We start from the raw sequence: 24,007 nt of genomic DNA, 5'->3' as shown, positions 1-24,007 counted from the left end.
CAGGCCATCCGTCACTTGCCAACGGTGACCCCGGTTTGCTATTTTTTATTTCACTGGTGAAATATGAGTCAGTGAAATGGCACGCCTGGCAAACTGCATCACGATGATGGACGAAGGCGTCGGCCGGGTCAGCCAGATCATCCCGCAGGTACCTGCGCTCGAAGCGCGGCTGTGCCGGCTGATGCTGATGCTCGGCGACGACATCGAGGAAGAGCTCGAATTCAAGCTGAAGGCGCACAAGCTCAACCACAGCGAATTCCTGACCCTGATGATCCTGTACAGCCGCCCGGACGGCAGCTCGACCCCGGGCGAGCTGTGCGAGTACACCTCGCAGGGCGCCACCAACATGACCCGCATCGCCAACGCGCTGGTCAAGCGCGGGCTGATTACCCGCGGCGGCAGCGAAGCGGACCGCCGCCGCGTGCTGATCCGCATCACCGCAGCCGGGCGGCGCTTCGTGCAGAAGATGCTGCCGCCGATGTTCCCCCGCGTCGCCACCATGTTCGCCGGCTTCAGCGACATCGACAAACGCCATTTCGATCGCCTGCTGCGCAAGCTGGCGGGCAACCTCGACCAGTTGGGCGAAAGCCGCCTCCCATGAAGGACACCCCGATGAAACATGCCCCGCTCCGCGGTCGCACGGTGCTGGTCGCCGCGATGGTGCTGGCGCTGGCCGGCTGTGCCGCTGCACCGGCCAGGCTCGGCACACCGGCGCTGCGCGACGATGTGCCGCTGGCCGGCCTGCAGGCCCCGGTCCGTGCCGGCTGGCCAACCGCCCAATGGTGGCGCCAGTACGACGACCCGCAACTGGACGGCCTGATGGATCGCGCCATGCAGCAATCACCGGACCTGGCGCTGGCGCAGAGCCGCGTGCGCAACGCCGAGCAGTCGGCGAAGCTGGCCGCGGCGCAGCTCGGGTTGTCGGTCAACGGCAGCGCCCAGGTGACGCGCGAGCGGCTGAGCGACCACGGCCTGATCCCCAGCCAGTTCCTCGGCTTCAGCTGGTACAACCAGGCCGACCTCGGCGTGCAGTTGCAGTACGACTTCGACTGGTGGGGCAAGAAACGCGCGACGATGGAAGCCGCGCTGGACCAGGCGCACGCGGCCGAGGCGCAGCGCAGCGCCGCCGCGCTGGCAATCCAGTACGCCGTCGCCGACACCTACTTCGGCTGGCAGGCCGACCAGGCGCGGCTGCAGCTGGCCGACCGCTTGCTGGCCACGCAACAACAGTTCGCCGATATCGCCGAGTTGCGCGTGCGCCAGGGCGTGGACCTGCCCGACGAGGCGCAGAAGGCCCGGGCCCAGCTGGCTGCGGTGCGCGAGATGCGCGTGGCGCTCGACGGCTCGGCGCAGATCCGCCGCGCCGCGCTGGCCTCGCTGCTCGGCGTCGCACCGACCGAGCTGCCCGAGCTTCGGGCGCGGCCGCTGCCGGCGATCGAACGCGGCGTGCCGGCGAACGGCGGCCTGGACCTGATTGCGCGCCGCCCCGACATCGCCGCCAGCCGCTGGCAGGTCGAGGCCGCGCTGAAGCAGACCGACGCCGCGCGCGCCGAGTTCTTCCCCGACATCAGCCTCACCGCCCTGGCCGGCCTGTCCAGCATCGACATGGGCAAGCTGCTCACCGCCGGCAGCCGCACGTTCGCGCTGACCCCGGCGCTGCACCTGCCGATCTTCAACGGCGGCGCGCTCGAGGCGAATTACGGCGTCAGCAAGGCCCAGCTCGACGCGGCCGTGGCGCAGTACGATAGCGCCGTGCTGGCCGCCGCGCGTGAAGTGGCCACGCAGGCCCTGAGTGCCGAGCAGGTCGCCGCCCGCCGGCACGAGCAGCAGGCCCAGCTCGACGCCGACCAGCGCCTGCTGGCGAACGCGCAGGCGCGGGCCCGCCAGGGCGTGCGCGACCTGCGCGAAAGCCTGGGCGCGCAAGCCGCGCTGCTGCAGCAACGCGACGCCGCCGCCCAGTTGCAGGCGCAGGCGGTAAGCACCGACCTGGCCCTGATCAAGGCCCTCGGCGGCGGCTACCGCGCCACCGACGCCGCCACCTCCCCTTCCTCTTCCGTTACCGCCGGAGCCGCCCCGCATGAGCGCCACTGAATCCGCCAAGACCTCCGCCGACGCCAACGACAGCGGCATGGCCGCGAAGGATCCGGCCAAGCGCCGGCGCACGCTGCTGATCGTGGCCAGCGTGTTCATCCTCGCCGCGCTGCTGTGGTTCCTGCTGTGGTTCTTCGTGCTGTCGACCCGGGTGAAGACCGACAACGCCTACGTCGGCGGCAACCAGGTGGCGATCTCGGCACAGGTACCGGGTACCGTGGTGGCGATCCTCGCCGACGACACCCAGCACGTCGAGGCCGGTCAGGTGCTGGTGAAGCTGGACAGCACCGATGCCGACACCCGCCTGGCACAGGCGCGCAGCGCGCTGGCCCAGGCCGTACGCGGCGTGCGCCAGCAGACCAGTTCGGCGACCAGCGCCGATGCGCAGGTGGTCGCCGCGAAGCTGGACCTGAAGAAGGCCGAGGCGGACCTCAAGCGGCGCCTGCCGCTGATCGCCGCCCAGGCCGAATCGCCGGAGATCGTGCAGCACCTGCGCGACGGCGTGGAGCAGGCGCGTGCCGCGGTGAATGCCGCCGAGGCGCAGGCCGCCGCCGCGCATGCCGCGATCGAAGGCACCGACGTGGCGCAGAACCCGGTGGTGCTGCAGGCCCGCGCGAACTTCCGCGCCGCCTGGGTCGCCGCGCAGCGCAACGCGATCTACGCGCCGGTGTCCGGCTACGTGGCCGAGCGCAGCGTGCAGTTGGGCAACAGCGTGCAGCCGGGCCAGCAGCTGATGACCGTGGTGCCGCTGCACGACCTGTGGATCGACGCGAACTTCAAGGAGAGCCAGCTGCGCCACATCCGCATCGGCCAGCCGGCGAAGATCGTCTCCGACCTCTATGGCAGCGATGCCGTCTACCACGGCAAGGTGGTCGGCCTGGGCGCCGGCACCGGCAGCGTGTTCTCGCTGCTGCCGGCGCAGAACGCCACCGGCAACTGGATCAAGGTGGTGCAGCGCGTGCCGGTGCGCATCGCGCTGGACAACCAGGAGCTGGACCGGCATCCGCTGCGCATCGGCCTGTCCACCGACGTCACCGTCGACATCCGCCATGACCAGGGCAGCGTGCTGGCCAACGCGCCGACGCAACAGCCGGTGGCGCAGACTGGCGTCTACGACCAGATGGCCAGCCAAGCCGACGCGGAGGCCGACCGCATCATCCGCGCCAACCTGTCCCACGCCACCGCCGCGAACTGAGCCGGACCATCATGGCCGCCACGCCGAACGACGCCACACCCGACGCTCCGTTGAAGCCGCTGCACGGCGGCCCGCTGGCGTTGCTCACCATCGCCGTCGCGTTCAGCACCTTCATGGAGGTGCTGGACATGACGATCGTCAACGTCGCGGTGCCGCACATCGCCGGCAGCCTCGGCGTGAGCCCCAGCGAAGGCACCTGGACGATCAGCTCCTACGCGCTGGCCAGCGCGATCATGCAGCCGCTCACCGGCTGGCTGGCGCGCCGCTTCGGCGAGGTGAAGACCTTCGTCGGCTCGGTGCTGCTGTTCGTGATCTTCTCGATGCTGTGCGGCCTGGCCACCAGCATGCCGATGCTGGTGATCGGCCGCCTGCTGCAGGGCGCCGGTTCCGGCCCGATGGTGGCGCTGTCGCTGACCCTGCTGCTGTCCAACTACCCGAAGGAGAAGCAAGGCATCGCGCTGGCGCTGTGGGCGATGACCGTGGTGGTGGCGCCGATCTTCGGGCCGATCCTGGGCGGCTGGCTGACCGACAACTTCTCCTGGCCGTGGATCTTCTACATCAACCTGCCGGTCGGGCTGGCTGCGGCGGCCGTCACCTGGGGCTTGCTGCGCAAGCGCGAGACGAAGACCTTCAAGGCGCCGATCGACATGATCGGCCTGGCCTTGCTGGTGGTCGGCGTAGGCGCGCTGCAGTTCATGCTGGACAACGGCAACGACCACGACTGGTTCGCCTCGCCGATGATCCTCACCCTGGGCCTGGTCGCGCTGGTCTGCCTCACCTTCCTGATCGTGTGGGAACTGCACGCGAAGCATCCGGTGGTGGATCTGTCGCTGTTCAAGCAACGCAACTTCACTGTGGGCGTGGTCAGCCTCTCGCTGGGTATGTTCGCGTTCTTCGGCATCAACGTGGTGTTCCCGCTGTGGCTGCAGATCACCCTGGGCTACACCGCCACCTGGGCCGGGCTGGCCACCGCGCCGGTCGGCGTGCTGGCGTTCCTGATCGCGCCGGTGCTGGGCAAAAACATGCATCGGCTGGACCTGCGCGCGGTGGTGACGTTCGCGTTCCTGGTGTTCGCCGGCACCGCGTACTGGTTCTCCACTTTCGACAGCTCCGCCTCGTTCTCCGCCCTGGTGATTCCGCGCTTCGTGATGGGCCTGGCGATCCCGTGCTTCTTCATCCCGTTGAACCAGGTCTACCTGTCCGGCCTGCCGGTGGACCAGATCGCCAGCGCCTCGGGGCTGTCCAACTTCTGCCGCACGATCGGTTCGAGCGTATCTACCGCGGTCATGGTGACGTTGTGGCAGCACCGCGGCGAATCCCACCACGCCACGCTGACCGAGTACGTCAGCCCCGGCCACCCGGCCACCACCGGGTTCGTCGGCCAGCTGACGCATGGCGGGCTGTCGCACACGCAGAGCCTGGGCCTGATCGACCAGCTGCTGACGCGCGAGGCGCTGACACTGGCAGTGAACGACGTGTTCTGGGCCTGCGCGATCCTGTTCGTGCTGCTGATCCCGGTGCTGTGGTTTGCCAAACCGCCATTCGGCAGCGCCGGCGGCGCAGTGGGTCATTGAGCATGCGGACATGCTGCACCGGCGGGTGCAGCATATTGGCTGGTGCGGCGCAATATCTTCTGCTAGCGTTCGCCGCATGGCACAAACAAAGCGCACCATCAAGAAGTATCCGAACCGGCGTCTCTACGACACGGAGATCTCCAGCTACATCACGCTGGAGGAAGTCCGCCAGCTGGTGCTGGACAACGAGGACTTCGAAGTCCGCGACGCCAAGAGCGGCGAGGACCTGACCCGTTCGGTCCTGCTGCAGATCATCTCCGAGCACGAGGACAAGGGGCAGCCGATGCTGTCGCCGCAGTTGCTCAGCCAGATCATCCGCTTCTACGGCGATTCGCTGCAGGGCTTCATGGGGCCTTACCTGGAGCGCAGCCTGCAGGTCTTCCTCGACCAGCAGACGCAGTTCCGCAGCCAGCTCAACAGCCTGATGGGGCAAACCCCCTGGAACACGCTGAACGACCTGACCGAGCGCAACCTCGCGGCGTTCCAGGCGCTGCAGCGCGGGTTGATGGACACCGCCGCGCAAGTGATGCCGCCCTCCGGCGCCGGCAGCCGCAGCAGCAAGAAATCCGGCTGATCCCAGCCCGGCCGACGGCGCGCATCGACGCGCCGTCCGTTTTTTCTCCCGATCCGATCGCTGCAGCACAACACGTGCTGCCTTGCGGCATGATCGAACCATCGGATGCACAAGCATGAGCCGTTCCGCCCTCCCCACGCGCGTCGCCCTGGTCACCGGCGGCATCGGCGGCATCGGCACGGAGATCTGCCGCCAGTTGGCCCGTGCCGGCCGCCAGGTGATCGCACTGGACCTGGCTTCGCGCGAAGAACGCGTGGCCGCCTTCCGCGATGAAGTGGCCGGTTTCGGCGGTGCCATCGTGTTCGAGCCGATCGACGTCAGCGACTTCGACAGCTGCCGGCAGGCGGTCGAGCGCATCGGACAACGCCACGGCAGCGTCGACATCCTGATCAACGCCGCCGGCATCACCCGCGACGCCAGCTTGCGCAAGATGACGCCGCAGCAATGGCACGAACTGATGCGGGTGAACCTGGACGGCGTGTTCAACATGTGCCGCCACGTGGTCGAAGGGATGACTGCGCGCGGCTTCGGCCGCATCGTCAACATCAGCTCGGTCAACGGCCAGACCGGCCAGTTCGGGCAGACCAACTACTCCGCCGCCAAGGCCGGCGTGCACGGCTTCAGCATGGCACTGGCGCGCGAGACCGCGCGCAAGGGCGTTACCGTCAACACCGTCTCGCCCGGCTACTGCGACACTCCGATGGTCGCGGCGGTGCCTGTCGACATCCGCGCGCAGATCATCGCCGGCATCCCGGTCGGCCGGCTCGGCGCGCCCGCCGACATCGCCCGCGCCGTCGCCTTCCTCGCCGCCGACGACGCCGGCTACATCACCGGCGCCAACCTGCCGGTGAACGGCGGCTACTTCATGAGCTTCTGAGGAACGTTCCGGCCGTGCGGGATTGCAGTCGCGCGGCGCTTGCGGAACAGTGGGCGGGTTCCCCTGCCGGATCGCAGCATGGCGCAGCAACCCATCACCCTCATCGGCGGCGGCCTGGTCGGCGCGCTGCTGGCGCAGCAGCTGGCCGGACGCGGCTTTACCGTCGACGTCTACGAGAAGCGGCCTGATCCGCGGCTGGCCGGCTTCATCGGCGGCCGCTCGATCAACCTGGCGCTGGCCGAGCGCGGCTTGCAGGCGTTGCGCACGGCCGGCCTGGCCGAGGACGTGCTGCAGCGCGCGGTGATGATGCGCGGGCGCATGGTGCACGACCGCGACGGCCACAGCGGCCTGCAGCGCTACGGCGTGGACGACAGCGAGGTGATCTGGTCGGTCTCGCGCGGCGCGCTGAACATGCTGCTGCTGGATGCGGCCGAGGCGGCCGGCGCGCGCTTTCACTTCGGCCAGTCGCTGGTCGGCGCCGACTTCGGGCGGCAGCGCATCCGGCTCGCCGACGAAGCGGGCGTGCAGCACGAACGGGATGCCGGGCTGTTGATCGGTGCCGACGGCGCCGGCTCCACGGTGCGTGCGGCGATGAACGCGCATGCGCCGCTGGGCGAGCGCATCGAGTCGCTCGGCCACGGCTACAAGGAGCTGGAGATCCCGCCGGCCGGCGAGTTGCCGGCCGCGGTGCTGTCGCACAGCGGCGGCCGCGACCAGTTCGCGCTGGAGCCGCACGCGCTGCACATCTGGCCGCGCGGCGGCTACATGTGCATCGCCTTGCCGAATACCGAAGGCAGCTTCACGGTGACCTTGTTCCTGCCGGCACAGAGTGCCGCGCCGAGCTTCGCCAGCCTGCCCGACGCCGCGGCCGCGGCCGCGTTCTTCCGCGAACAGTTCCCGGGCCTGCTGCCGCTGATTCCGCGCTTCAATGAAGATTTCGACAGCCACCCGGTCGGCACGCTGTCCACGCTGTACCTCGAGCGCTGGCACCTGGACGGCCGCGCGCTGCTGCTCGGCGATGCAGCACACGCGATCGTGCCGTTCCACGGCCAGGGCATGAACTGCGGTTTCGAGGACACCGTGGTGCTGGCGAACCTGCTGGCCGAGGCGCCGGGCGACAGCGCCGACGTGTTCGCCGAATTCCAGCGCGTGCGCCAGCCGAACGCCGACGCGATCGCCGCGATGGCGCTGGAGAATTACGTGGAGATGCGCGACTCGGTGGCCGACCCGCACTACCTGGCCAAGCGCGAACTGGGCACGAAGCTGGCCGAACGCATTCCCGGCCACTACATGGCACGCTATCGCATGGTGACGTTCACCCACGTGCCCTACGCCTACGCGCTCGAACGCGGCCGGGCGCAGGATCACTTGCTGGAACAGCTGCTGCGCGACACGCCGCGCGTGGCGGACATCGACATCGAGGCCGCCGCGCGGCTGTTCCAGTCGACACTGGAGCCGCTGCCGCGGCTGCGCCATGGATGAGGCCCTGCTGGAGGCGTTCCGCGCCACCGCCTACCACGTCTGCCTGGACAGCGTGACATGGGCCACGATACGCGTGGACCTGCCGCTGCCGGCCGTGCTCGCCGAGGCGGTCGGTGCACGCCCCTGGGCCTTCGTCACCGCATGGAATCCGCAGGCACGCCGGCGCCCGCCGGCGGAAAACCTGGCCGCACAGCACGAACTGCTGGCCGCATTGCAGGCCCAGTCCGGCGTCGCCATCCACCCTGCCCTCGGCGTAGGCACCTCCGGCTGGAGCGAACCCAGCCTGTTCGTCGCGGGGTTGGGCGTCGATGTGCTGGACCGGCTGGCCAGAACCCACGGGCAACTGGCCTACGTGCATGGTGAGGCCGGCGGCGTCGCCCTGCTGCGGGTGCTGGATTGACCTGCGCAGCGGCAGCGCGCCGCATGGACAAGCGCCCTCGGCATTGCGGACAATCAAGGCAATGACTGCCGCCAGCACCGCCGTGCCCCTACTCGAAGCGCGGGCCCTGAGTTTCCATCGCCAGGACGAACCGGTGTTCGCACCGCTGGATTTCCAGCTGCGCGCGGGCGAACTGGCCCTGGTCGAAGGCGACAACGGCAGCGGCAAGACCACCTTGCTGCGCATGCTGGCCGGCTTGCTGCACACCAGCGCCGGGGAACTGCGCTGGCGCGGCGAGCCGCTGCAGCGCGAGCGCTGCGCCGGCGAAATCCTGTTCCTGGGCCATCAGCTCGGCCTCAAGGCCGACCTCAGCCCACGCGAGAACCTGCGCATCGCCGTCGGCCTGCACGGTGCTCGCGAGGGAGCCAGCGTGACCACGGTACTGGCCCGGATCGGCCTGCGCGGCTACGAGGACGAGCCGGTGCGCCGGCTCTCCGCCGGCCAGAAGAAGCGCGCCGCGCTGGCCCGACTGCTGTTGCTGCCGGCCAGCCTGTGGTTGCTCGACGAGCCGTACGCAAACCTCGACCGCATCGGTATCGCGCTGGTCAACGACTTGCTGGAAAGCCACACCGATGCCGGCGGCGCAGCCATGGTCACCAGTCACGGCACGGTGAGTTTCCATGGCGGCGAGCCGCGACGGATCCGCATGCATGATTGACGCACAGCACCTCATGCACAGGCTCCTCTCCCTGCCGGCGGAAGCAAGGCCATGAGCCGTCCAGGCCTCACCCCCGCCTGCGCCGCGATGCTGCGGCGCGACCTCACCCTCGCCTGGCGCCGGCGCGGCGACATCGCGATGCCGGTGCTGTACGCACTGATCGTGACCATGCTGTTCCCGTTCGCGCTGGGGCCGGAAGATACCCTGCTGCAGCGGATCGCCGGCGGCGTGGTGCTGGTCACCGTGCTGCTGGCGATGCTGCTGGCGCTGGACGCGATGTTCGCCAGCGACATCGAGGACGGTTCGCTGGAACAGCTGGTGCTTTCGCCGCAGCCGCTGGCGCTGCTGCTGGGCATGAAGATCCTCGCCCACTGGATCACCACCGCGCTGCCGCTGATCGTGATCGCGCCGCTGATGGCCGCGATGCTGCACCTGCCCGGCGCGGTGATTCCGGTGCTGCTGCTGGCGCTGGCGCTGGCCACGCCGCTGCTCAGCCTGCTCGGCGCGGTGCTGGTGGCGCTGACGGCCGGTACCCGGCGCTCTGGTATGCTGCTCGCCTTGATGTTGCTGCCGCTTTGCGTGCCAGCCGTGATCTTCGCCGCCGGCGCGGTGGCGGCTGCCCAGCAGGGCCTGCCGTGGTTGGCGCCGGTCGCCTGGCTCGCGGCCGCGTTGGTGCTGGCGGTGGTGCTGGCGCCACTGGCCTGCGCGGCGGCCCTTCGCATTGCCCTGGACGCATGACCGTTTATGTCTGACTGGATTCCGCTCTGGTTGCACAAGCTCAGCTCGCCGCCGACGTTCTACCGCTTCGCCGGCGCGCTGCAGCCGTGGGCAATGGGCCTGGCCCTGCTGCTCGGTGCAGTCGCGCTGTACGGCGGCCTGGTGCTGGCGCCGGCCGACTACCAGCAGGGCGACGCCTACCGCATCATCTTCATCCACGTGCCCAGCGCGTGGATGAGCATGTTCATCTACGCGGTGATGGGCGCGGCCTCGTTCGTCGCGCTGGTGTGGCGGATCAAGCTGGCCGAGGTGGTGGCGATGGAGTCGGCGCCGATCGGTGCCGCATTCACCTTCATCACCCTGGTCACCGGCTCCTTGTGGGGCAAGCCGATGTGGGGCACCTGGTGGACCTGGGACGCACGGCTCACCTCCGAGCTGGTGCTGCTGTTCCTGTTCCTCGGCGTGATCGGGCTGTACCACGCGTTCGAGGATCGCCGCCAGGGCGCGCGCGCCGCGGCCTTCCTCGCCATCATCGGCATCATCAACGTGCCGATCGTGCATTTCTCGGTGAACTGGTGGAACACCCTGCACCAGGGCAGCACGGTCAACCTGTTTGGCCAGTCGAAGATCTCCGCCGCCATGCTGTGGCCGCTGCTGACGATGACCCTGGCGACCAAGTTCTACTATGCCGCCAGCCTGTTCCGCCGCGCTCGCACTGATCTGCTGGCGCTGGAAGGCGGCAAGGACTGGGTGCGCAAGATCGCCGAAGACGAGGCCGACCGATGAGCGCCCTGCAACACTTTTTCGCCACAGGCGACGGTGTCGCCGCTTTCTTCAGGATGGGCGGCTACGCCGCCTACGTGTGGCCGGCCTATGCGCTGTTCTTCATCGTGCTGATCGCCGACACCCTCGCGCCACGCCTGCGCCGTCGCCGCGTGCTGGCGGAACTTCGCGCCCGCCTGGCGCGTCAGAGCGCGCGACAGGAACGCAAACCCCTTTCCACGCCAGCATCCCCCTGACCGGGGCGGTCGACCACCATGCCCATGAATCCCACCCGCAAGCGCCGGCTCACCATCGTGCTGGCCATCCTCGCCGCGGCGGCTATTGCGGCCGTGCTGGTCGCGCTGGCGCTGCAGAACAACATGAACTACCTGCTCACCCCGAGCCAGGTGCAGTCGGGCGAGGCGGCCAGCTACCACACGTTCCGCCTCGGCGGCATGGTCAAGGCCGGCTCGATCCAGCGCTCCGGCGATTCGCTCAAGGTCACCTTCACCGTGGTCGATGCCGGCGGCGCGATGCCGGTGGAGTACACCGGCATCCTGCCCGACCTGTTCCGCGACAACCAGTCAGTGATCGCCACCGGCCACATGGACGGCGCCCGCTTCGTCGCTACCGAAGTGCTGGCCAAGCATGACGAAACCTACATGCCGAAGGAACTCAAGGACGCCATGGCGAAGGCGCACGAGCATAAGGGCATCGAGAATCGGGAGTAGGAAAACGGAAAAGCTTCGCAAACCGTCCCCTGCCCACCGCGCCATCGCACATAACGCCATGCTTCCGACACATCCCGAATTCCGTATCCCGAACTCCGGCACCCAATCATGACCCCCGAACTCGGCCAGCTCGCGTTGATCCTCGCCATGCTGCTGGCGCTGGCGCAAAGCATCCTGCCGCTCATCGGCGCCTGGCGCGGCAATCGCGCGCTGATGGCGGTCGCGCGCCCGGCGGCGGCCGGCCAGGCGGTGTTCGTCGCCATGGCGTTCGCCATCCTGGCGTGGGCGTTCCTGCGCTTCGACTTTTCGGTGCAGTACGTGGCCGACAACTCGAACCTGGCACTGCCGTGGTACTACCGCATCGCCGCGGTATGGGGCGCGCACGAGGGTTCGCTGCTGCTGTGGATCCTGATCCTCAACGTGTGGACCATGGCATTGGTCACGTTCAGCCAGAAACTGCCCGAGGTGTTCGCCTCGCGCGTGATCGCGGTGATGGGGCTGATCGCGGTGGGCTTCCTCGCCTTCATCATCTTCACCTCCAATCCGTTCGGGCGGCTGCTGCCGATGCCGGGCGACGGCGCGGACCTCAACCCGGTGCTGCAGGATCCGGGCATGACCATGCACCCGCCGATGCTGTACATGGGCTACGTCGGCTTCTCGGTGGCGTTCGCGTTCTCGATCGCCGCCCTGCTCGGCGGCGAGCTGGAGCAGGCATGGGTGCGCTGGGCGCGGCCCTGGACGAACCTGGCCTGGGCCTTCCTCACCTGCGGCATCGTCGCCGGCAGCTGGTGGGCCTATGCCGAACTGGGCTGGGGTGGCTGGTGGTTCTGGGACCCGGTGGAGAACGCCAGCTTCATGCCGTGGCTGGTCGGCGTGGCGCTGATCCACGCGCAGGCCGTGACCGAAAAGCGCGGCTCGCTGCGCGCCTGGACCATCCTGCTGTCGATCTTCGCGTTCTCGCTGTCCCTGCTCGGCACCTTCCTGGTGCGCTCGGGCGTGCTCACCTCGGTGCATGCGTTCGCCTCCGACCCGCGCCGAGGCGTGTTCATCCTGGCCTTCCTGACCATCGTGGTCGGCGGCTCGCTGCTGCTGTATGCGCTCCGGGCACCGAAGGTGCTGGGCGGCAAGCCGTTCCAGGTGGTGTCGCGCGAAACCGCGCTGCTGATCAGCAACCTGATGTTCGCGGTGGCCGCGGCGATGGTGCTGCTGGGCACCCTGTTCCCGCTGATCGGCGACGCGCTGAACCTGGGCCGGATCTCGGTCGGCCCACCCTACTTCGGTTTCCTGTTCCCGCTGCTGATGCTGCCGATAGTGCTGCTGCTGCCGTTCGGGCCGTTTCTGCGCTGGGGCAAGGGCGACGCGCCGGTGCTGAAGCAGCTGGTGCTGCGTGCCGGGATTGCCGCCGCGGCCTGCGCGATCGTGGCGGCGTTCCTGGTCGACGGCCAGCCAAAGGCGATCGCCGGCGTGGCGGCGCTGGTCTGGCTCACCGTCGGCGTGCTGCTGTACGCGCTCAAGCGCTGGCGCGAGATGCCGCGCGGTCGCCGTTACCCGGCCGAGATGGCCGGCATGCTGCTGGCGCACCTGGGCGTGGGCGTGTTCGTGGCCGGCGTGCTGCTGTCCGAGTCGCTCAGCGTGACCCGCGACGTGCGCATGGCACCGGGCGAGAGCCAGCGCATCGGCAACTACGACTTCCGCTTCGACGGCGTGCACCACACCACCGGGCCGAACTGGACCGCCGACCAGGGTACGGTCACGGTCGCCCGCGGCGACAAGACGATCGCCGTGATGCACCCGCAGAAGCGCACCTACCCGCGCGGCCAGGTGCAGACCGAATCGGCGGTGGATGCCGGCGTCACCCGCGACCTGTACGTGGCGCTGGGCGAGCCGATGGACGCGAACGACATCGAGGGCGCCTGGGCGCTGCGGCTGTACTACAAGCCGTTCGTGCGCTGGATCTGGGCCGGCGGCCTGCTGATGATGCTGGGCGGCCTGGTCTGCGCCACCGACAAGCGCTTCCGACTCAAGCGCAGCGCCGACGTCGCCGCCGAGGCCCCCACGGCCGACGGCCTGCTGGTACGGGAAACGCGCGCATGAGCCGGCTGCTCCCCTTCATCGGTTTCATGCTGCTGGTCGGGCTGTTCGGCTTCGGCATCTGGTGGAACACCCAGCACGACCCGAACGCGATTCCGACGCCGCTGCTGAACAAGCCGGCGCCCGCGTTCAACCTGCCCAAGCTATATGAGCCCGCGCAGACGGTCAGCAAGGCCGACCTGCTGGGCAAGCCCTACCTGCTCAACGTGTTCGCCAGCTGGTGCATCGAATGCGGCGTGGAGCACCCGGTGCTGACCGCCGAAGGCCCGACCCTGGGCGTGCAGCTGGTCGGCTACAACTACAAGGACGCCCCGGACGACGCCAAGGGCTGGCTGGCCAAGCACGGCAACCCGTACGACCTGCTGATCGCCGACGAACCCGGCCACACCGCGATCGACTTCGGCGTGTACGGCGCGCCGGAGAGTTTCCTGATCGATGCCAGGGGCGTGATCCGCTACAAGCACATCGGCCCGCTGACCCAGGACGTGGTGGCGAAGGAACTCAAGCCGGCGATCGCGGCGATGCTGAAGGAGGCGCCGTGATGCGCCACCGCCCTTGTAGGAGCCCGCTTGCGGGCGATGCTCCTGCTTCTGCAGAGCCCGGCTCTCAACAGACTAACGTCTGGCCATCCCAAATCCCGAATCCCGTGAAGAGGGCATCGCCCGCAAGCGGGCTCCTACGGATGATCTTCGTGGTGTTGCTGGCGTTCATCGGTGTCGCGCACGCGCAGGCGATCGAGCCGATGCCGTTCCGGGACCACGCGCAGGAGCTGCGCTTCCAGCACCTCACCCACCAGCTGCGCTGCCCGATGTGCCAGAACGAGACGCTGGCCGATTCCAACGCGCCGATCGCGCGCGACCTGCGCAACCAGATCTTCCGGATGATGCAGCAAGGCAAGAGCGACGAGCAGATCAAGCAGTACCTGGTCGCGCGCTATTCCGACTTCGTGCTGTACGACCCGCCGCTGAGCGCGCGCACCTGGCTGCTCTGGTTCGGCCCGCTGCTGATCCTGCTCGGCGGGGCCGGCGTGGTGCTGGTGGCGATCCGCCGGCGCAACCGCGCCGGCAGCAGTACTGAAGCACCGGCCGACAAGGGGCCGATCGACAACGGGGACGACTGGTGAAGACCGCTTTTCTGATTGCCGCCACCGCGATGGTCGCGGTGGCGCTGGCCGTGCTGTTGCTGCCGCTGCTGCGCCAGGGACGCCAGTCCGGCCGCCCGCGCAGCGTGTTCGCCGTGGCCCTGCTGATCGCGCTGGCACTGCCGCTGGGCACCGGCGCGCTGTACCTGCTGGTGGGCACGCCGGCCGCTTTGAACGGGGTGACCGCCGAGGCCTCCTCGCCGATCAGCATGCAGCAGGCGCTGACCGAACTGCGCGCGCACCTGAAGCAGCAGCCGGACGACCTGCAAGGCTGGATGCTGCTGGCGCAGACCAGCAGCGCGCTGCGCCAGCCGGCCGAGGCGCGCGATGCGTTCGACCAGGTGCTGCGGCTGGCCCCGAACAACGCCGAGGCGATGGTCGGCTGGGCCGAGAACGACTCGATGACGCGCAGCGATCACCTGATCGAAGGCCGCGCGCTGGAGCTGCTCAAGCGCGCGGTGCAGTTGCATCCGGACAGCCAGCGCGGGCTGTGGCTGCTCGGCATCAGCGACTTCCAGCGCGGCGCCTACCGCGAGGCCGCCGCCACCTGGCGCCTGCTGCAGCCACAACTGGCACCGGGTTCGAACGTGGCCAAGGCGGTCGCCGAGCAGATCGCCGTGGCCGATGCCCGCGCCGGCGGCGCCCCCGCCGACGCGTCGAGCGCCGCCGCCGCTGCCGCGCCGCAGGGTGCCGCACTGCAGGTCCAGGTGACGCTGGCGCCCGCGCTGAAGGACAAGCTGGCACCGGGCGACGCCTTGTTCGTCTACGCCCGCGCACCGGACGGCCCGCCGATGCCGCTGGCCGTGGCCCGGCTCGACCCTGCCCAGCTGCCCACCACCGTCACCCTCTCCGACGCGATGGCGATGGCGCCGGCCTACCGGCTGTCCTCGGTCCAGCGCGTCTTCGTCGGCGCGCGGATCAGCCACAGCGGCCAGCCGGTCGCCCAGCCCGGCGACCTGGAAGGCGACGCCGGCGTGGTTGCGGTGGACAGCAAGACGCCGGTCAGGATCAGCATCGACAAGGTGCACTGACGATGGGCGACGCGCGCCGCTATTTCGCCCTGCCCTCGCCGTTCGCGATGAAACGCGGCGGCGAACTGCACGGCGCGCACGTGGCCTACGAGACCTGGGGCACGCTGAACGCGGCGCGCGACAATGCCGTACTGGTGCTGACCGGGCTCTCGCCCAGCGCACACATGACCTCCTGCGAGGAGGACCCCTCGCCGGGTTGGTGGCAGGAGATGGCCGGCCCCGGCAAAGCCATCGACACCACCCGCTGGTTCGTGATCTGCGTGAACTCGCTGGGTAGCGACAAGGGCTCGACCTGCCCCGCCTCGGTCGACCCGGCCACCGGCGAAGCGTACCGGCTGCGCTTTCCCGAGCTGGCGCTGGAAGACGTGGCCAATGCCGCGCACGGCGTGGTCGTCAGCCTCGGCATCGCCCGGCTGGCCTGCCTGATCGGCTGCTCGATGGGCGGCATGAGCGCGCTGGCCTACATGCTGCTGCACCCCGGCAGCGTGCGCACGCACATCAGCGTGGATACCGCACCGCAGGCGCAGCCGTTCGCCATCGCGATCCGCTCGCTGCAGCGCGAGGCGATCCGCCTCGACCGGCACTGGAACGAGGGCGTCTACGACGACGACAACTACCCCGACATCGGCATGAGCATCGCGCGCAAGCTCGGCGTGATCACCTACCGTTCCGCCATGGAATGGAACGGCCGCTTCGCGCGAATTCGGCTCGACCCCGAGCAGCGCGAAGACGAGCCGTTCGGCCGCGAGTTCCAGGTCGAGTCCTACCTCGAAGGCCACGCCCGCCGCTTCGTGCGCCACTTCGATCCGAACAGCTACCTGTACCTGTCGCGCGCCAGCGACTGGTTTGACATCGCCGAGTACGGCCACGGCAGCGTGCTGGAAGGTCTCAAGCGCATCCACATCGAGCAGGCGATGGTGATCGGCGTGAGCACCGACATCCTGTTTCCGCTGCAGCAGCAGGAGCAGATCGCCGAAGGCCTCGAAGCGGCCGGCGCCCGGGTGGAATTCGTGGCGCTGGATTCGCCGCAAGGTCACGACGCGTTCCTGGTCGACATCGACAACTACAGCCGCGCCATCGGCGGCTTCCTGAACCGGCTGCCGGCTTCCTGATTCCAGCGCTGCTAAGATCCATCCCGTCACGCACCATCCCGAGATCATCATGCTTACCCTGGATTTCCCCGGCAGCCGCACCCTGATCGACGCGATCGACGCCGCCGTGGTCAAGCCGACCACCCACGAGCTCACCGACAGCCTGCGCCACAGCCTGTGCAAGCTGATCCGCGACAACGCCGTCACCCTGCCCGAGTGCGTGTTCGAGGCCAACCCCGACCATTACGCCCGCCGCGAGCTGTACCGCAGCGAGGAACACGGCTACTGCGTGGTGGCGATGACCTGGGGGCCAGGCCAGGGCACGCCGATCCACGACCACGACGGCATGTGGTGCGTCGAGGGCGTGTGGAACGGCGCACTGGAAATCGTGCAATACGAGCTGCTGGAGCACGACGCGCAGCGCTACTGCTTCCAGCCGGTCGGCTCGATCCAGGCCGGCGCCGGCTCGGCCGGCAGCCTGATCCCGCCGCACGAATACCACAGCATCCGCAACCCCAGCGACAGCGCGGTCACCGTCAGCCTGCACGTCTATTCCGGCCCGATGACCCGCTGCTCGGTGTTCCAGCCGCTGCCGGAAGACCGCTGGTACGGCCGCGACGTGCGCCAGCTGGGTCTCGACCGCGTGCACTGAACCCGGCATAATCGCCTGCTCGCACATGCCGGTGTGGCGGAATGGTAGACGCGGCGGACTCAAAATCCGCTTGTGGTGACACAGTGGAGGTTCGAGTCCTCTCACCGGTACCAATGACCAAGGCCCCGTTCGGGGCCTTTGTTTTTGTCCCGCAAATCCTGTCCGCGGCACTTAACCGTCCCAGGTTCGGCCAAGACCCGGACCTCGGCTTACAAGTCGAACATACCCAGACGATCACGCAGGCACGGTCTCCGACGCCAGGCGATCCACGTAATACTCATCCTCGTCGAACAGGATGTTGCGATCGGCCATTTCCTTGGCGGTAACGCCCCAGTGCCGCGCCATCTCCGCCGCTGACGTGACCGACACGATGAAGCTGCGCAGGCTGACATTCGCGTCGCCCATGCGCGTCTCCATCTCGCGGATGGTCTGGTGGAAATCGAGCTTGGGCTCGTTCGCCCAGCTCAGCTGGCGGATGCCCTTGGGATCAACGAAGGTGATCCGTTGCTTGTCGCCGTCGATGCGCCAGACGATGAAGTCCGGATAGAAGTTACCGGCCTCGAAGAAGCCGACGCCACGACCCTTGCTCATGTTGCGCAGCAGGAACAGCGGTTTGTCCACGAACTCATCAGCATGCGCAGCGCAATAGTCCTTCAAGCGATGCACGAAGCGCATCTCGCCGTCGTTCAACGCCACAGGCTTGACGCTGATGGTCGCACCGCTGGCCTTGATCAGTGGCTCGTACAGGTGGCCCTTGAACGACAGCACTTCCAGCTTCGCCTGCGCGCCGTTGTACGCCTTGTCGGCCAGCCCCGAGCGTTTGCGCAGTTCCTCGCCCAGTTGCTTGAGCTGGGTGATCAGCGTCGCTTCGGATTTCTCCACCGACACGCGGTACACACCCTGGTCCTCGCCGATGCCGGTGCCGGCTTCCGGAAAGTTCGGATCGTCCGCGGTCAGCTCGGCGTACTCCAGGTGCGGTTCCTCCCAGCCCTTCTTGCGAAAGCTGTAATAGCGCTCGGCGTATTTCTTGAGCAGCGTTTCCGCGATCTGCTGCCACGCCATCACCTTGCTGAAATCGTCCAGCGCCAGCATCGACGCGGGAATCAGCAGCTCGTACCAGTCGTCGTCAGCCAGCAGGACTTCGACGGCACTGCGCGGAATGTTGTAGTTGTGCCAGCCACGCTCGTTCTTGTAGCTCAGCAGCTCGTACCAGGCACGATCGATGTCGAGCAAGGCGACATGCCGGGCGGTGAGCTTGCCGTGCTCCAGTGCGGCGGCGCCGTCGCCGCCGGCCAGGCCCGCCGCCTTCATCGCCTGTATCTTGGGGTACCAGTTGAGCTGCACCTTGTTGCGCAGCAGCCACAGGTCGCCCTCGTCCTGCGGCGGTGCCAGCTCGGGGATCGGTGCGAGCTGGCGGAAGGCCGTGCCGAAGGCGGTCTGGACGCCATTGATCTCCGGCTTCAGGCGAATGACCTTGAGCTTGTGCGTGCCCAGGTTGCGCAGCACCGGCAGCACGATTTGCTCGGCATCCTGATCCGGCGGCAGGCCTTCGTCTTCGAGGAATTGCTTGAACTGGGCCATGTAGCCGGCATGGATGCCGAATACATTCAAGGTCTCCAGCAGTTCGATGTGGCGCGGCCGCTCAGCGCCAGTCGGAAGCCGCAGCGCCTTGCTGCGTTTCAGGCTGTGGCCGTAGCCCTTCAGGCGCACGCCACGACCGAACAACTGGATGATCTGCGCACCTTCGCTCTGGCCGATCTTCATCAGGCCCAGCGTGCTTACACGCCAGCTGTTCCAGCCTTCGGTGAACTTGCGCGAACCGATCAGCAGGCTGATCTTGTTGTCGCGATCATTGATGCGACGGAACATCGAACCGGCGAAGTCGCGCTCCTCGGCCACCAGGCCGGGCGTGGCATCGCACAGGTCGTAGAGCTTCTTCGCGTCGCCGACGTTGATGACGCCGAAGGGATCGTTGTTGCCCAGCTTCAGCGCCAGCTCGCCGTCCGCACCCTTCAGGTACTCCACGTGCAGCGCACCACCGCCGGGGGCATTGAACAGCCGCGCGCAGATGTCGGCGAAGGCCTCGGCCGGCGACAGGTTCAGCTCCGCGAGGTAGCCGAAGCGGTTGGCGAACGGGTTCTGGCTCGTGGCGGTGGCCAATCCACCGCCGAGAATCTCGCCGATGGCCCGCTCCGACTTCGCCCGCTCGCCGGTGAACCGCGACAGGAACAGCAGGATCTCGGTGACGTCGGAGACCGTACGCCGATTCTCGGTGCGCACGGCATTGACGCTACCGCCGACAAAAATCCACAACGGCCGCGCGATGTTGAACGGCTGCAACGCGACCTGCCGATCGTCGAACAGTCGCCGTTGCTGCCAGGCTGCCAACAGGCAGGCGGTCAGGTAGCGATCCAGGCTGGACTGCTCTATGGCGTCGTCCAGGTTGAGGATCTGGTAATCCTTGCCGTAGCCGTCGTTGTAGAAGTAGCGATAGGAATAGTCGAACACGATGCTGCGCGCGTAGCGGCGCGACAGTGGCACATTGCCCTTGACCGCCTGCTTGAAGGTGGCCGAGTACTCGAACGAAAAACCCTTCTCGCAGAGCTGGTCGCGCCGGACCAGCCACTTGCCTTCCTCGCCGCCGGAGGCGCCGCGGTGGCCTTCGTCCACCAGCACCAGATTGCCGCTCTCGAAGGCATCCACCGCGACGGTCTTGTCGCCCATTTCGTCGGCCAGTTTGTGGATGTCGATGATCTCCACCGCCCTGCCGACGAACAGGCCGCGCGCATTCTTGTCGAACAGCTCGGCCTCGATGCCGGCGGCGCTGAACTCCTGAAGGTGCTGGTTGCTCAGGCCCTCGTTGGGGGTCAGCAGCAGGATGCGATTCAGTTCACCGCCGCGCCCCGCCAGCGCCAGATGATGCTGGTACTGGCGCAGGTTGACGTGCATCAGCAGGGTCTTGCCGCTGCCGGTGGCGCACCACAGCGCCAGCTTGTTCAGGCCCGGCGCGGCATCGCGGCCTTCGTCCAGCGCCGGCAGTTGCTGGCCTTCCTCCTTGCCCTCGTTGAACTTGGCGATATGGACGTTGAGTGCCTGCGCCAATGCCTGCGGATCGCGGAAGTAGCGGTCCAGATAGATCTCGACGAACAGCAGGGCCAGGTACTGGTAGTACTTCCACACCACCGGGCGCTCGCGGCGCAGCTCGCGCTGCGCGTTCATCGCCAGGGTATGGCGCACGATGTTCTGGTCGAAGGCCAGCAGCTCGTCCTTGCCGATGCCCGGCAGCTCGCCGGTGATCTGGTTGACCAATGCGTGGTGGAAGCGGTGGACGTTGTTCTCGTCCAGTCCTTCCTCGCTGTGCTCGTTGAGCTGGAAGCGCTGCTTGAACGCCTCCAGCAGCGACACCCGGCGGCCATCGAGCGTGTACGCGCCGTCGGTACTATCCAGCCCGAACAGGCTGAACAGCCACTGGTTCAGCACCAGCGACTGGGTGAACTCGATCGCCTGCGCAGCGCGGGTGCGCGGCGCGCGTGCGGCGCGTGCAGGTGTGGCGGCGGTGCCGCGTGGGCGTCCGCGTGGCATCAGTCCGTCCCCTCGAACATCAGGCGCTGGAAGTCTTCCTCGGTCAGGCGCACCTTCCAGGACTCGTCGGGCAGGCGCAGGTTTTCCAGCGTGTTGTCGCCATTGACGTAGATCAGGTCGAACTCGGTGTCGCGCACGGAGAAGGCCTGCTTGTCGCGGAACCAGGTTTCCAGCACCAGGTTGTCCTGTTCCGCGTCGCCGGTGAGCTTGCGCCAGATCACCAGGGTCTTGCGGCCTTCCGGCGTGGTGCCAGTGACGGTGCGGAACCACCACTGTTTTTCTCCCTTTCCCGCATGCGGTAGAGGGCCGGGGTGAAGGCCGCTCTTGCTTTGCTTCAACCGCCCCTTGAGCCGCAACCGCCCTTCGCTGTCGCGCTCGAACTCGGCACTGAAGCTACGCGGTGCGGCGATGTGCTGCACGGTCAAGCCCAGCAGCCAGTTGAAGGTTTCCAGCAGGTCGACGTTGACCTCGCGGCTTTCGTCGCTGCCAGGGGGCTTGACCAGCAGCTTGTAGGCGGTGGGGTCGGAGAATGCCTGGATGTCCAGCAGCGAGGCACTGCTGCGGGATTCCATGTCCAGCTGATAGCGCAGCAGGTATTGCTCGCGCAGGCCGTCGGCGCCTTGGGCAGCGTTGAAGTCCAGCGCGGCCTGTTGATGGGTGCTGCGGGACAGTGTGAGGTTGTTGAGGGTGTCTTCGTAGGATTCGAGGCGCAGGACTTTGATCAGGCGCGGGCTGCGTTCGGCTTCTTCGGCGGTGGCCGCACGAACCGGCTTGCCATCCTTCCATTCCGGCGTGAACCCCACCTTCTTTAGGCGCGGAACGAGCACGGAATCAAAGTGTTCACCCGATTCAATCAAGACAAACTTCCTTGAGCCTGCATCTTCGCGGTTCATGTTGATAATCGCGTGACCGGTCGTTCCAGAACCTGCAAAAAAATCAGCAAGTAGCGCATCTCGCGTCGTCATGAAGGGAACGACGTAAGTAATAAGCTCAACGGGCTTTGGGTTCTTGAATATGTCGCGCGCACCGAACAGTCGATCGAGATCATTTGACCCCTTTCGCGCGTCGAGCGAGAACATGCTTCGCAACGGGAACTTCACCTCCGACAAGTAGACCTTGAGCTCCGGGAGCTTTTCTTCGGTGTCTCCAAAAATAATTCGGTCTTCGACGAGCATCCGCTCCATAGTCTTTGGCGGAAACCGCCAGCCCCAATAGGGGCGCGCGCATGGCTTCTTCGTCACCGGATGTATGACGTCGTAGTCGTATCCACGCTTGCCTGGGTTATCCATATTCCTTCTGGCCGCATATGGGCCGACGTCATCAACGCGTCGATAGCGATATAGATCGCCGAGCTCTTCTCTATTCTCCGCTGCAAACTCCGCAAACTTCTCTGCAATCTCATCTACCGATGTTGCGGATTTCCGTATACGTGAATACGCATCAAGCATTAGCTCCTTTTGCTGGCTCGTTCTTGTACTCCAATGCTCATCGACATTCGTCTTGTCTTTTGCAAAACAGAGCAAGTACTCATGCTCGATAGCGATGCGCGTTGGATTATTGTCAGTTGCACCCTTCCAAACGAGCGAGCCGATGCGATTCTCTGGATTAAAATACTGATCCAAAATTAGGCTGAGACGCTCGTATTCGTGTTCATCAATATTGGAGATGAATGTCCCATTGTCCGCGAGGATGTCGTGAGTCAACACCAGCCGCGAATCGAGCATAGCCAGCCAACTCGAGTGTTGATAGGCATCCTTATACGCAAATCCGTCGCCACCGGTGTTGTAAGGAGGATCAATGTAAAAGCATTGCACTTTCTCCCGGTAACGCGTTTGAATCAGCGACAATGCCTGAAAGTTCTCGCTGCTCACCAGTACACCATCGGCCTTTTCATCGATATCACCAAACGCCTCCCTTAACCGCGCTACGAATGCGGCATCGAAGTACTGGGTATCCACCGTCAGGCTCGGATGCGCCCGCAGATACTCCGGCGTCAGCGGTTCGCTGTACGCCGGCCGGGTGAGATCCGCCGGCAGCTCATGCAACGAATGCAGCGCCCTCCATTCCTCGAGCTGCGCGGCATTCGCGCACACCTCCGGCAACAGTTCTTCCGGCACCTGCGAGATCGCTACCAGCCAGTCCGAACCGACCACGAACTTCTTCTTCAACCACAGCTTCTTCTGGAAGTTCTCCAGCTGCGCCAGGAAGTCGATGATCTTGCCGGCGATGCGGCGGATCACCTTGATCTTCGACAGGTACTGCTCGACCTTGGCCGCAGTTTCGCTTTCCACGTCATCGAGGTGCATCACCTCGTTCTTGATGTAGAAATCCAGCTCGCGGCGCAGAAAGCCGCCCAGGTCCCTGTGGATGAAGTAGTCGAAGGTGTTGCGCGCGGCATAGCGGCGCAGGTGCGCTTCCAGGCGGGTGTAGTCGGCCGGTTCGCCGTCGGCCTTGATGTGCGGCCTGGTCAGTTCATCCAGCCAGGACTGCAGCGTGCTGTGCGACGCTGCGCGTCGCACAGCGGCGACGGTCTGCGCGATCAGGTCCTTCTGCGCCGGCGGCTTCTTCTTGCCTTCGCGCTGGTCGGCGGACCAATCGTCCAACATGGCCGGACGGTATTCGTAGCGGATTTCCAGCTCGCCGTTTGCGATGCCAATGAAGTCCTCGGCCGTCAGCACGAACACCCGATCCTTGCCCTCGGCAGCCTTGACGTTGCCGTGCTCGCCCTCGGCGGCATCCACCAGCTTGAAGTGCACGCGCAGTGGGTCTTCGCCTTCGCCGGCCTCGGGCTTCAGGCGGAAGGCGTAATCGCGCAGGTATTCGCTGGTCTTGATGTAGTACTGGTCTTTGTTGGCCCAATGCAGGGTGACTTCCTCGCCCTCGTAGGGGATGGCGTACACGCCCGGCTTGTAGACGCGCTTGGCGAGAAAGTCGCCTTCGGAGTAATAGCGGCGGAAGAAGCTGTAGAGGTGGTCATAGGTTTCGTTTTCCAGCGCGCCGAGGTCGATCGCGCTCTTGAGTTGCTCGCGCAGCTCTCGCACCTTGGGCGCGGTTTCCGGATCGACGCCGGCTTCGGTGAGCTGGGCGATCATCTGCCCCAGCTTCTTCTTCAGCTCGGCACTGTCCGCCGACTGGTACTGGGCGAAGGCTTCCTTGACCTGCGGCAGCAGGTCGCGCTGCAGGAACTGGGTCACCTCGCCGGCCTTGGCGTGCATGATCCGGTAAATGCCGAAGTCCAGATCCGGCTGATCGAGCTGGAACAGCTCTTTCAGCAGGGTGACCAGCTTGTTGAACTTGGCGGGATGGGTGTCGGTCATGG

Annotated in this window: 21 protein-coding genes and 1 tRNA gene; 20 read left to right on the top strand and 2 right to left on the bottom strand. The window is 66.8% G+C overall.

Annotated elements, in window-relative coordinates:
* The first annotated feature begins 76 nt into the window (after positions 1 to 76).
* The 20 genes from RHOOR92_RS0100545 (at position 77) to RHOOR92_RS0100450 (ending at position 17,219) form a co-directional block, all read left to right on the top strand.
* Positions 77 to 601 carry a MarR family transcriptional regulator gene (locus RHOOR92_RS0100545; protein ID WP_027489295.1) on the top strand — a complete coding sequence of 175 codons (525 nt, stop codon included), beginning with the start codon at positions 77 to 79 and terminating at the stop codon, positions 599 to 601.
* An 11-nt stretch (positions 602 to 612) separates the two neighbouring features.
* Positions 613 to 2,091: an efflux transporter outer membrane subunit gene (locus RHOOR92_RS0100540; RefSeq protein ID WP_027489294.1), complete on the top strand. Its 1,479-nt coding sequence runs from the start codon at positions 613 to 615 to the stop codon at positions 2,089 to 2,091.
* Complete coding sequence (locus RHOOR92_RS0100535; RefSeq protein WP_027489293.1) at positions 2,078 to 3,286, top strand: HlyD family efflux transporter periplasmic adaptor subunit; 1,209 nt, start codon at positions 2,078 to 2,080, stop codon at positions 3,284 to 3,286. The genes RHOOR92_RS0100540 and RHOOR92_RS0100535 overlap by 14 nt, the downstream gene beginning before the upstream one ends.
* Positions 3,287 to 3,297: 11 nt before the next feature.
* Positions 3,298 to 4,860 (top strand): DHA2 family efflux MFS transporter permease subunit, encoded by a 1,563-nt coding sequence (locus RHOOR92_RS0100530; RefSeq protein ID WP_007508967.1) that lies wholly within the window; start codon positions 3,298 to 3,300, stop codon positions 4,858 to 4,860.
* 76 nt (positions 4,861 to 4,936) lie between these two features.
* Complete coding sequence (gene phaR / locus RHOOR92_RS0100525; protein WP_007508969.1) at positions 4,937 to 5,434, top strand: polyhydroxyalkanoate synthesis repressor PhaR; 498 nt, start codon at positions 4,937 to 4,939, stop codon at positions 5,432 to 5,434.
* 115 nt (positions 5,435 to 5,549) lie between these two features.
* Positions 5,550 to 6,311, top strand: a complete 762-nt coding sequence (gene phbB, locus RHOOR92_RS0100520; RefSeq protein WP_007508971.1) for an acetoacetyl-CoA reductase — start codon at positions 5,550 to 5,552, stop codon at positions 6,309 to 6,311.
* Between the two features lie 78 nt (positions 6,312 to 6,389).
* Positions 6,390 to 7,793 (top strand): NAD(P)/FAD-dependent oxidoreductase, encoded by a 1,404-nt coding sequence (locus tag RHOOR92_RS0100515; RefSeq protein ID WP_007508973.1) that lies wholly within the window; start codon positions 6,390 to 6,392, stop codon positions 7,791 to 7,793.
* Positions 7,786 to 8,193 carry a DUF3293 domain-containing protein gene (locus tag RHOOR92_RS0100510; protein ID WP_007508975.1) on the top strand — a complete coding sequence of 136 codons (408 nt, stop codon included), beginning with the start codon at positions 7,786 to 7,788 and terminating at the stop codon, positions 8,191 to 8,193. The genes RHOOR92_RS0100515 and RHOOR92_RS0100510 overlap by 8 nt, the downstream gene beginning before the upstream one ends.
* A gap of 61 nt (positions 8,194 to 8,254) precedes the next feature.
* On the top strand, positions 8,255 to 8,890 hold the full coding sequence (gene ccmA / locus RHOOR92_RS0100505) for a cytochrome c biogenesis heme-transporting ATPase CcmA (protein WP_027489292.1): 636 nt from the start codon (positions 8,255 to 8,257) through the stop codon (positions 8,888 to 8,890).
* 51 nt (positions 8,891 to 8,941) lie between these two features.
* The gene (gene ccmB, locus RHOOR92_RS0100500; protein ID WP_027489291.1) at positions 8,942 to 9,628 is read left to right on the top strand and encodes a heme exporter protein CcmB; all 687 of its coding nucleotides are present in this window, start codon (positions 8,942 to 8,944) and stop codon (positions 9,626 to 9,628) included.
* 6 nt (positions 9,629 to 9,634) lie between these two features.
* Entirely contained in the window at positions 9,635 to 10,393 is a 759-nt protein-coding gene (locus tag RHOOR92_RS0100495) for a heme ABC transporter permease (RefSeq protein ID WP_007508981.1), read from the top strand.
* Positions 10,390 to 10,626, top strand: coding sequence for a heme exporter protein CcmD (gene ccmD / locus RHOOR92_RS0100490; protein WP_007508983.1), 237 nt, complete (start codon positions 10,390 to 10,392; stop codon positions 10,624 to 10,626). Before RHOOR92_RS0100495 ends, ccmD begins: the two co-directional genes overlap by 4 nt.
* Positions 10,627 to 10,650: 24 nt before the next feature.
* Positions 10,651 to 11,100, top strand: a complete 450-nt coding sequence (ccmE, locus tag RHOOR92_RS0100485) for a cytochrome c maturation protein CcmE (protein WP_027489290.1) — start codon at positions 10,651 to 10,653, stop codon at positions 11,098 to 11,100.
* Between the two features lie 108 nt (positions 11,101 to 11,208).
* Positions 11,209 to 13,194: a heme lyase CcmF/NrfE family subunit gene (locus RHOOR92_RS0100480; protein ID WP_027489289.1), complete on the top strand. Its 1,986-nt coding sequence runs from the start codon at positions 11,209 to 11,211 to the stop codon at positions 13,192 to 13,194.
* Positions 13,191 to 13,733, top strand: a complete 543-nt coding sequence (locus RHOOR92_RS0100475; protein ID WP_007508988.1) for a DsbE family thiol:disulfide interchange protein — start codon at positions 13,191 to 13,193, stop codon at positions 13,731 to 13,733. Before RHOOR92_RS0100480 ends, RHOOR92_RS0100475 begins: the two co-directional genes overlap by 4 nt.
* 140 nt (positions 13,734 to 13,873) lie before the next feature.
* The gene (locus RHOOR92_RS0100470) at positions 13,874 to 14,314 is read left to right on the top strand and encodes a cytochrome c-type biogenesis protein (protein WP_027489288.1); all 441 of its coding nucleotides are present in this window, start codon (positions 13,874 to 13,876) and stop codon (positions 14,312 to 14,314) included.
* The gene (locus tag RHOOR92_RS0100465; protein WP_027489287.1) at positions 14,311 to 15,363 is read left to right on the top strand and encodes a tetratricopeptide repeat protein; all 1,053 of its coding nucleotides are present in this window, start codon (positions 14,311 to 14,313) and stop codon (positions 15,361 to 15,363) included. Before RHOOR92_RS0100470 ends, RHOOR92_RS0100465 begins: the two co-directional genes overlap by 4 nt.
* A 2-nt stretch (positions 15,364 to 15,365) precedes the next feature.
* Positions 15,366 to 16,475: a homoserine O-acetyltransferase gene (locus RHOOR92_RS0100460; protein WP_027489286.1), complete on the top strand. Its 1,110-nt coding sequence runs from the start codon at positions 15,366 to 15,368 to the stop codon at positions 16,473 to 16,475.
* Between the two features lie 49 nt (positions 16,476 to 16,524).
* Positions 16,525 to 17,106 (top strand): cysteine dioxygenase family protein, encoded by a 582-nt coding sequence (locus tag RHOOR92_RS0100455; protein WP_007508998.1) that lies wholly within the window; start codon positions 16,525 to 16,527, stop codon positions 17,104 to 17,106.
* A gap of 27 nt (positions 17,107 to 17,133) precedes the next feature.
* A tRNA-Leu gene (locus RHOOR92_RS0100450) sits at positions 17,134 to 17,219 on the top strand.
* A gap of 121 nt (positions 17,220 to 17,340) precedes the next feature.
* On the opposite strand, the gene RHOOR92_RS0100445 is transcribed toward RHOOR92_RS0100450, so the two are convergent.
* On the bottom strand, positions 17,341 to 20,688 hold the full coding sequence (locus tag RHOOR92_RS0100445) for a DEAD/DEAH box helicase family protein (protein ID WP_027489285.1): 3,348 nt from the start codon (positions 20,686 to 20,688) through the stop codon (positions 17,341 to 17,343).
* A complete protein-coding gene (locus RHOOR92_RS0100440) occupies positions 20,688 to 24,005 on the bottom strand; it encodes a site-specific DNA-methyltransferase (RefSeq protein ID WP_027489284.1) in 3,318 nt (1,105 codons plus the stop codon). The genes RHOOR92_RS0100445 and RHOOR92_RS0100440 overlap by 1 nt, the downstream gene beginning before the upstream one ends.
* Positions 24,006 to 24,007: the final 2 nt, after the last annotated feature.

Source organism: Rhodanobacter sp. OR92 (genome assembly GCF_000427545.1).
In the GTDB taxonomy this organism is placed as follows: Bacteria; Pseudomonadota; Gammaproteobacteria; order Xanthomonadales; family Rhodanobacteraceae; genus Rhodanobacter; species Rhodanobacter denitrificans.
This window is presented reverse-complemented; position numbering and strand designations above follow the sequence as displayed.

Bases quoted from the DNA above. Each gene is read 5' to 3' on its own strand.
- RHOOR92_RS0100545 (WP_027489295.1), top strand. From the start codon at position 77: ATGGCACGCCTGGCAAACTGCATCACGATGATGGACGAAGGCGTCGGC.
- RHOOR92_RS0100540 (WP_027489294.1), top strand. From the start codon at position 613: ATGAAACATGCCCCGCTCCGCGGTCGCACGGTGCTGGTCGCCGCGATG.
- RHOOR92_RS0100535 (WP_027489293.1), top strand. From the start codon at position 2,078: ATGAGCGCCACTGAATCCGCCAAGACCTCCGCCGACGCCAACGACAGC.
- RHOOR92_RS0100530 (WP_007508967.1), top strand. From the start codon at position 3,298: ATGGCCGCCACGCCGAACGACGCCACACCCGACGCTCCGTTGAAGCCG.
- phaR (WP_007508969.1), top strand. From the start codon at position 4,937: ATGGCACAAACAAAGCGCACCATCAAGAAGTATCCGAACCGGCGTCTC.
- phbB (WP_007508971.1), top strand. From the start codon at position 5,550: ATGAGCCGTTCCGCCCTCCCCACGCGCGTCGCCCTGGTCACCGGCGGC.
- RHOOR92_RS0100515 (WP_007508973.1), top strand. From the start codon at position 6,390: ATGGCGCAGCAACCCATCACCCTCATCGGCGGCGGCCTGGTCGGCGCG.
- RHOOR92_RS0100510 (WP_007508975.1), top strand. From the start codon at position 7,786: ATGGATGAGGCCCTGCTGGAGGCGTTCCGCGCCACCGCCTACCACGTC.
- ccmA (WP_027489292.1), top strand. From the start codon at position 8,255: ATGACTGCCGCCAGCACCGCCGTGCCCCTACTCGAAGCGCGGGCCCTG.
- ccmB (WP_027489291.1), top strand. From the start codon at position 8,942: ATGAGCCGTCCAGGCCTCACCCCCGCCTGCGCCGCGATGCTGCGGCGC.
- RHOOR92_RS0100495 (WP_007508981.1), top strand. From the start codon at position 9,635: ATGTCTGACTGGATTCCGCTCTGGTTGCACAAGCTCAGCTCGCCGCCG.
- ccmD (WP_007508983.1), top strand. From the start codon at position 10,390: ATGAGCGCCCTGCAACACTTTTTCGCCACAGGCGACGGTGTCGCCGCT.
- ccmE (WP_027489290.1), top strand. From the start codon at position 10,651: ATGAATCCCACCCGCAAGCGCCGGCTCACCATCGTGCTGGCCATCCTC.
- RHOOR92_RS0100480 (WP_027489289.1), top strand. From the start codon at position 11,209: ATGACCCCCGAACTCGGCCAGCTCGCGTTGATCCTCGCCATGCTGCTG.
- RHOOR92_RS0100475 (WP_007508988.1), top strand. From the start codon at position 13,191: ATGAGCCGGCTGCTCCCCTTCATCGGTTTCATGCTGCTGGTCGGGCTG.
- RHOOR92_RS0100470 (WP_027489288.1), top strand. From the start codon at position 13,874: ATGATCTTCGTGGTGTTGCTGGCGTTCATCGGTGTCGCGCACGCGCAG.
- RHOOR92_RS0100460 (WP_027489286.1), top strand. From the start codon at position 15,366: ATGGGCGACGCGCGCCGCTATTTCGCCCTGCCCTCGCCGTTCGCGATG.
- RHOOR92_RS0100455 (WP_007508998.1), top strand. From the start codon at position 16,525: ATGCTTACCCTGGATTTCCCCGGCAGCCGCACCCTGATCGACGCGATC.
- RHOOR92_RS0100445 (WP_027489285.1), bottom strand. From the start codon at position 20,688: ATGCCACGCGGACGCCCACGCGGCACCGCCGCCACACCTGCACGCGCC.
- RHOOR92_RS0100440 (WP_027489284.1), bottom strand. From the start codon at position 24,005: ATGACCGACACCCATCCCGCCAAGTTCAACAAGCTGGTCACCCTGCTG.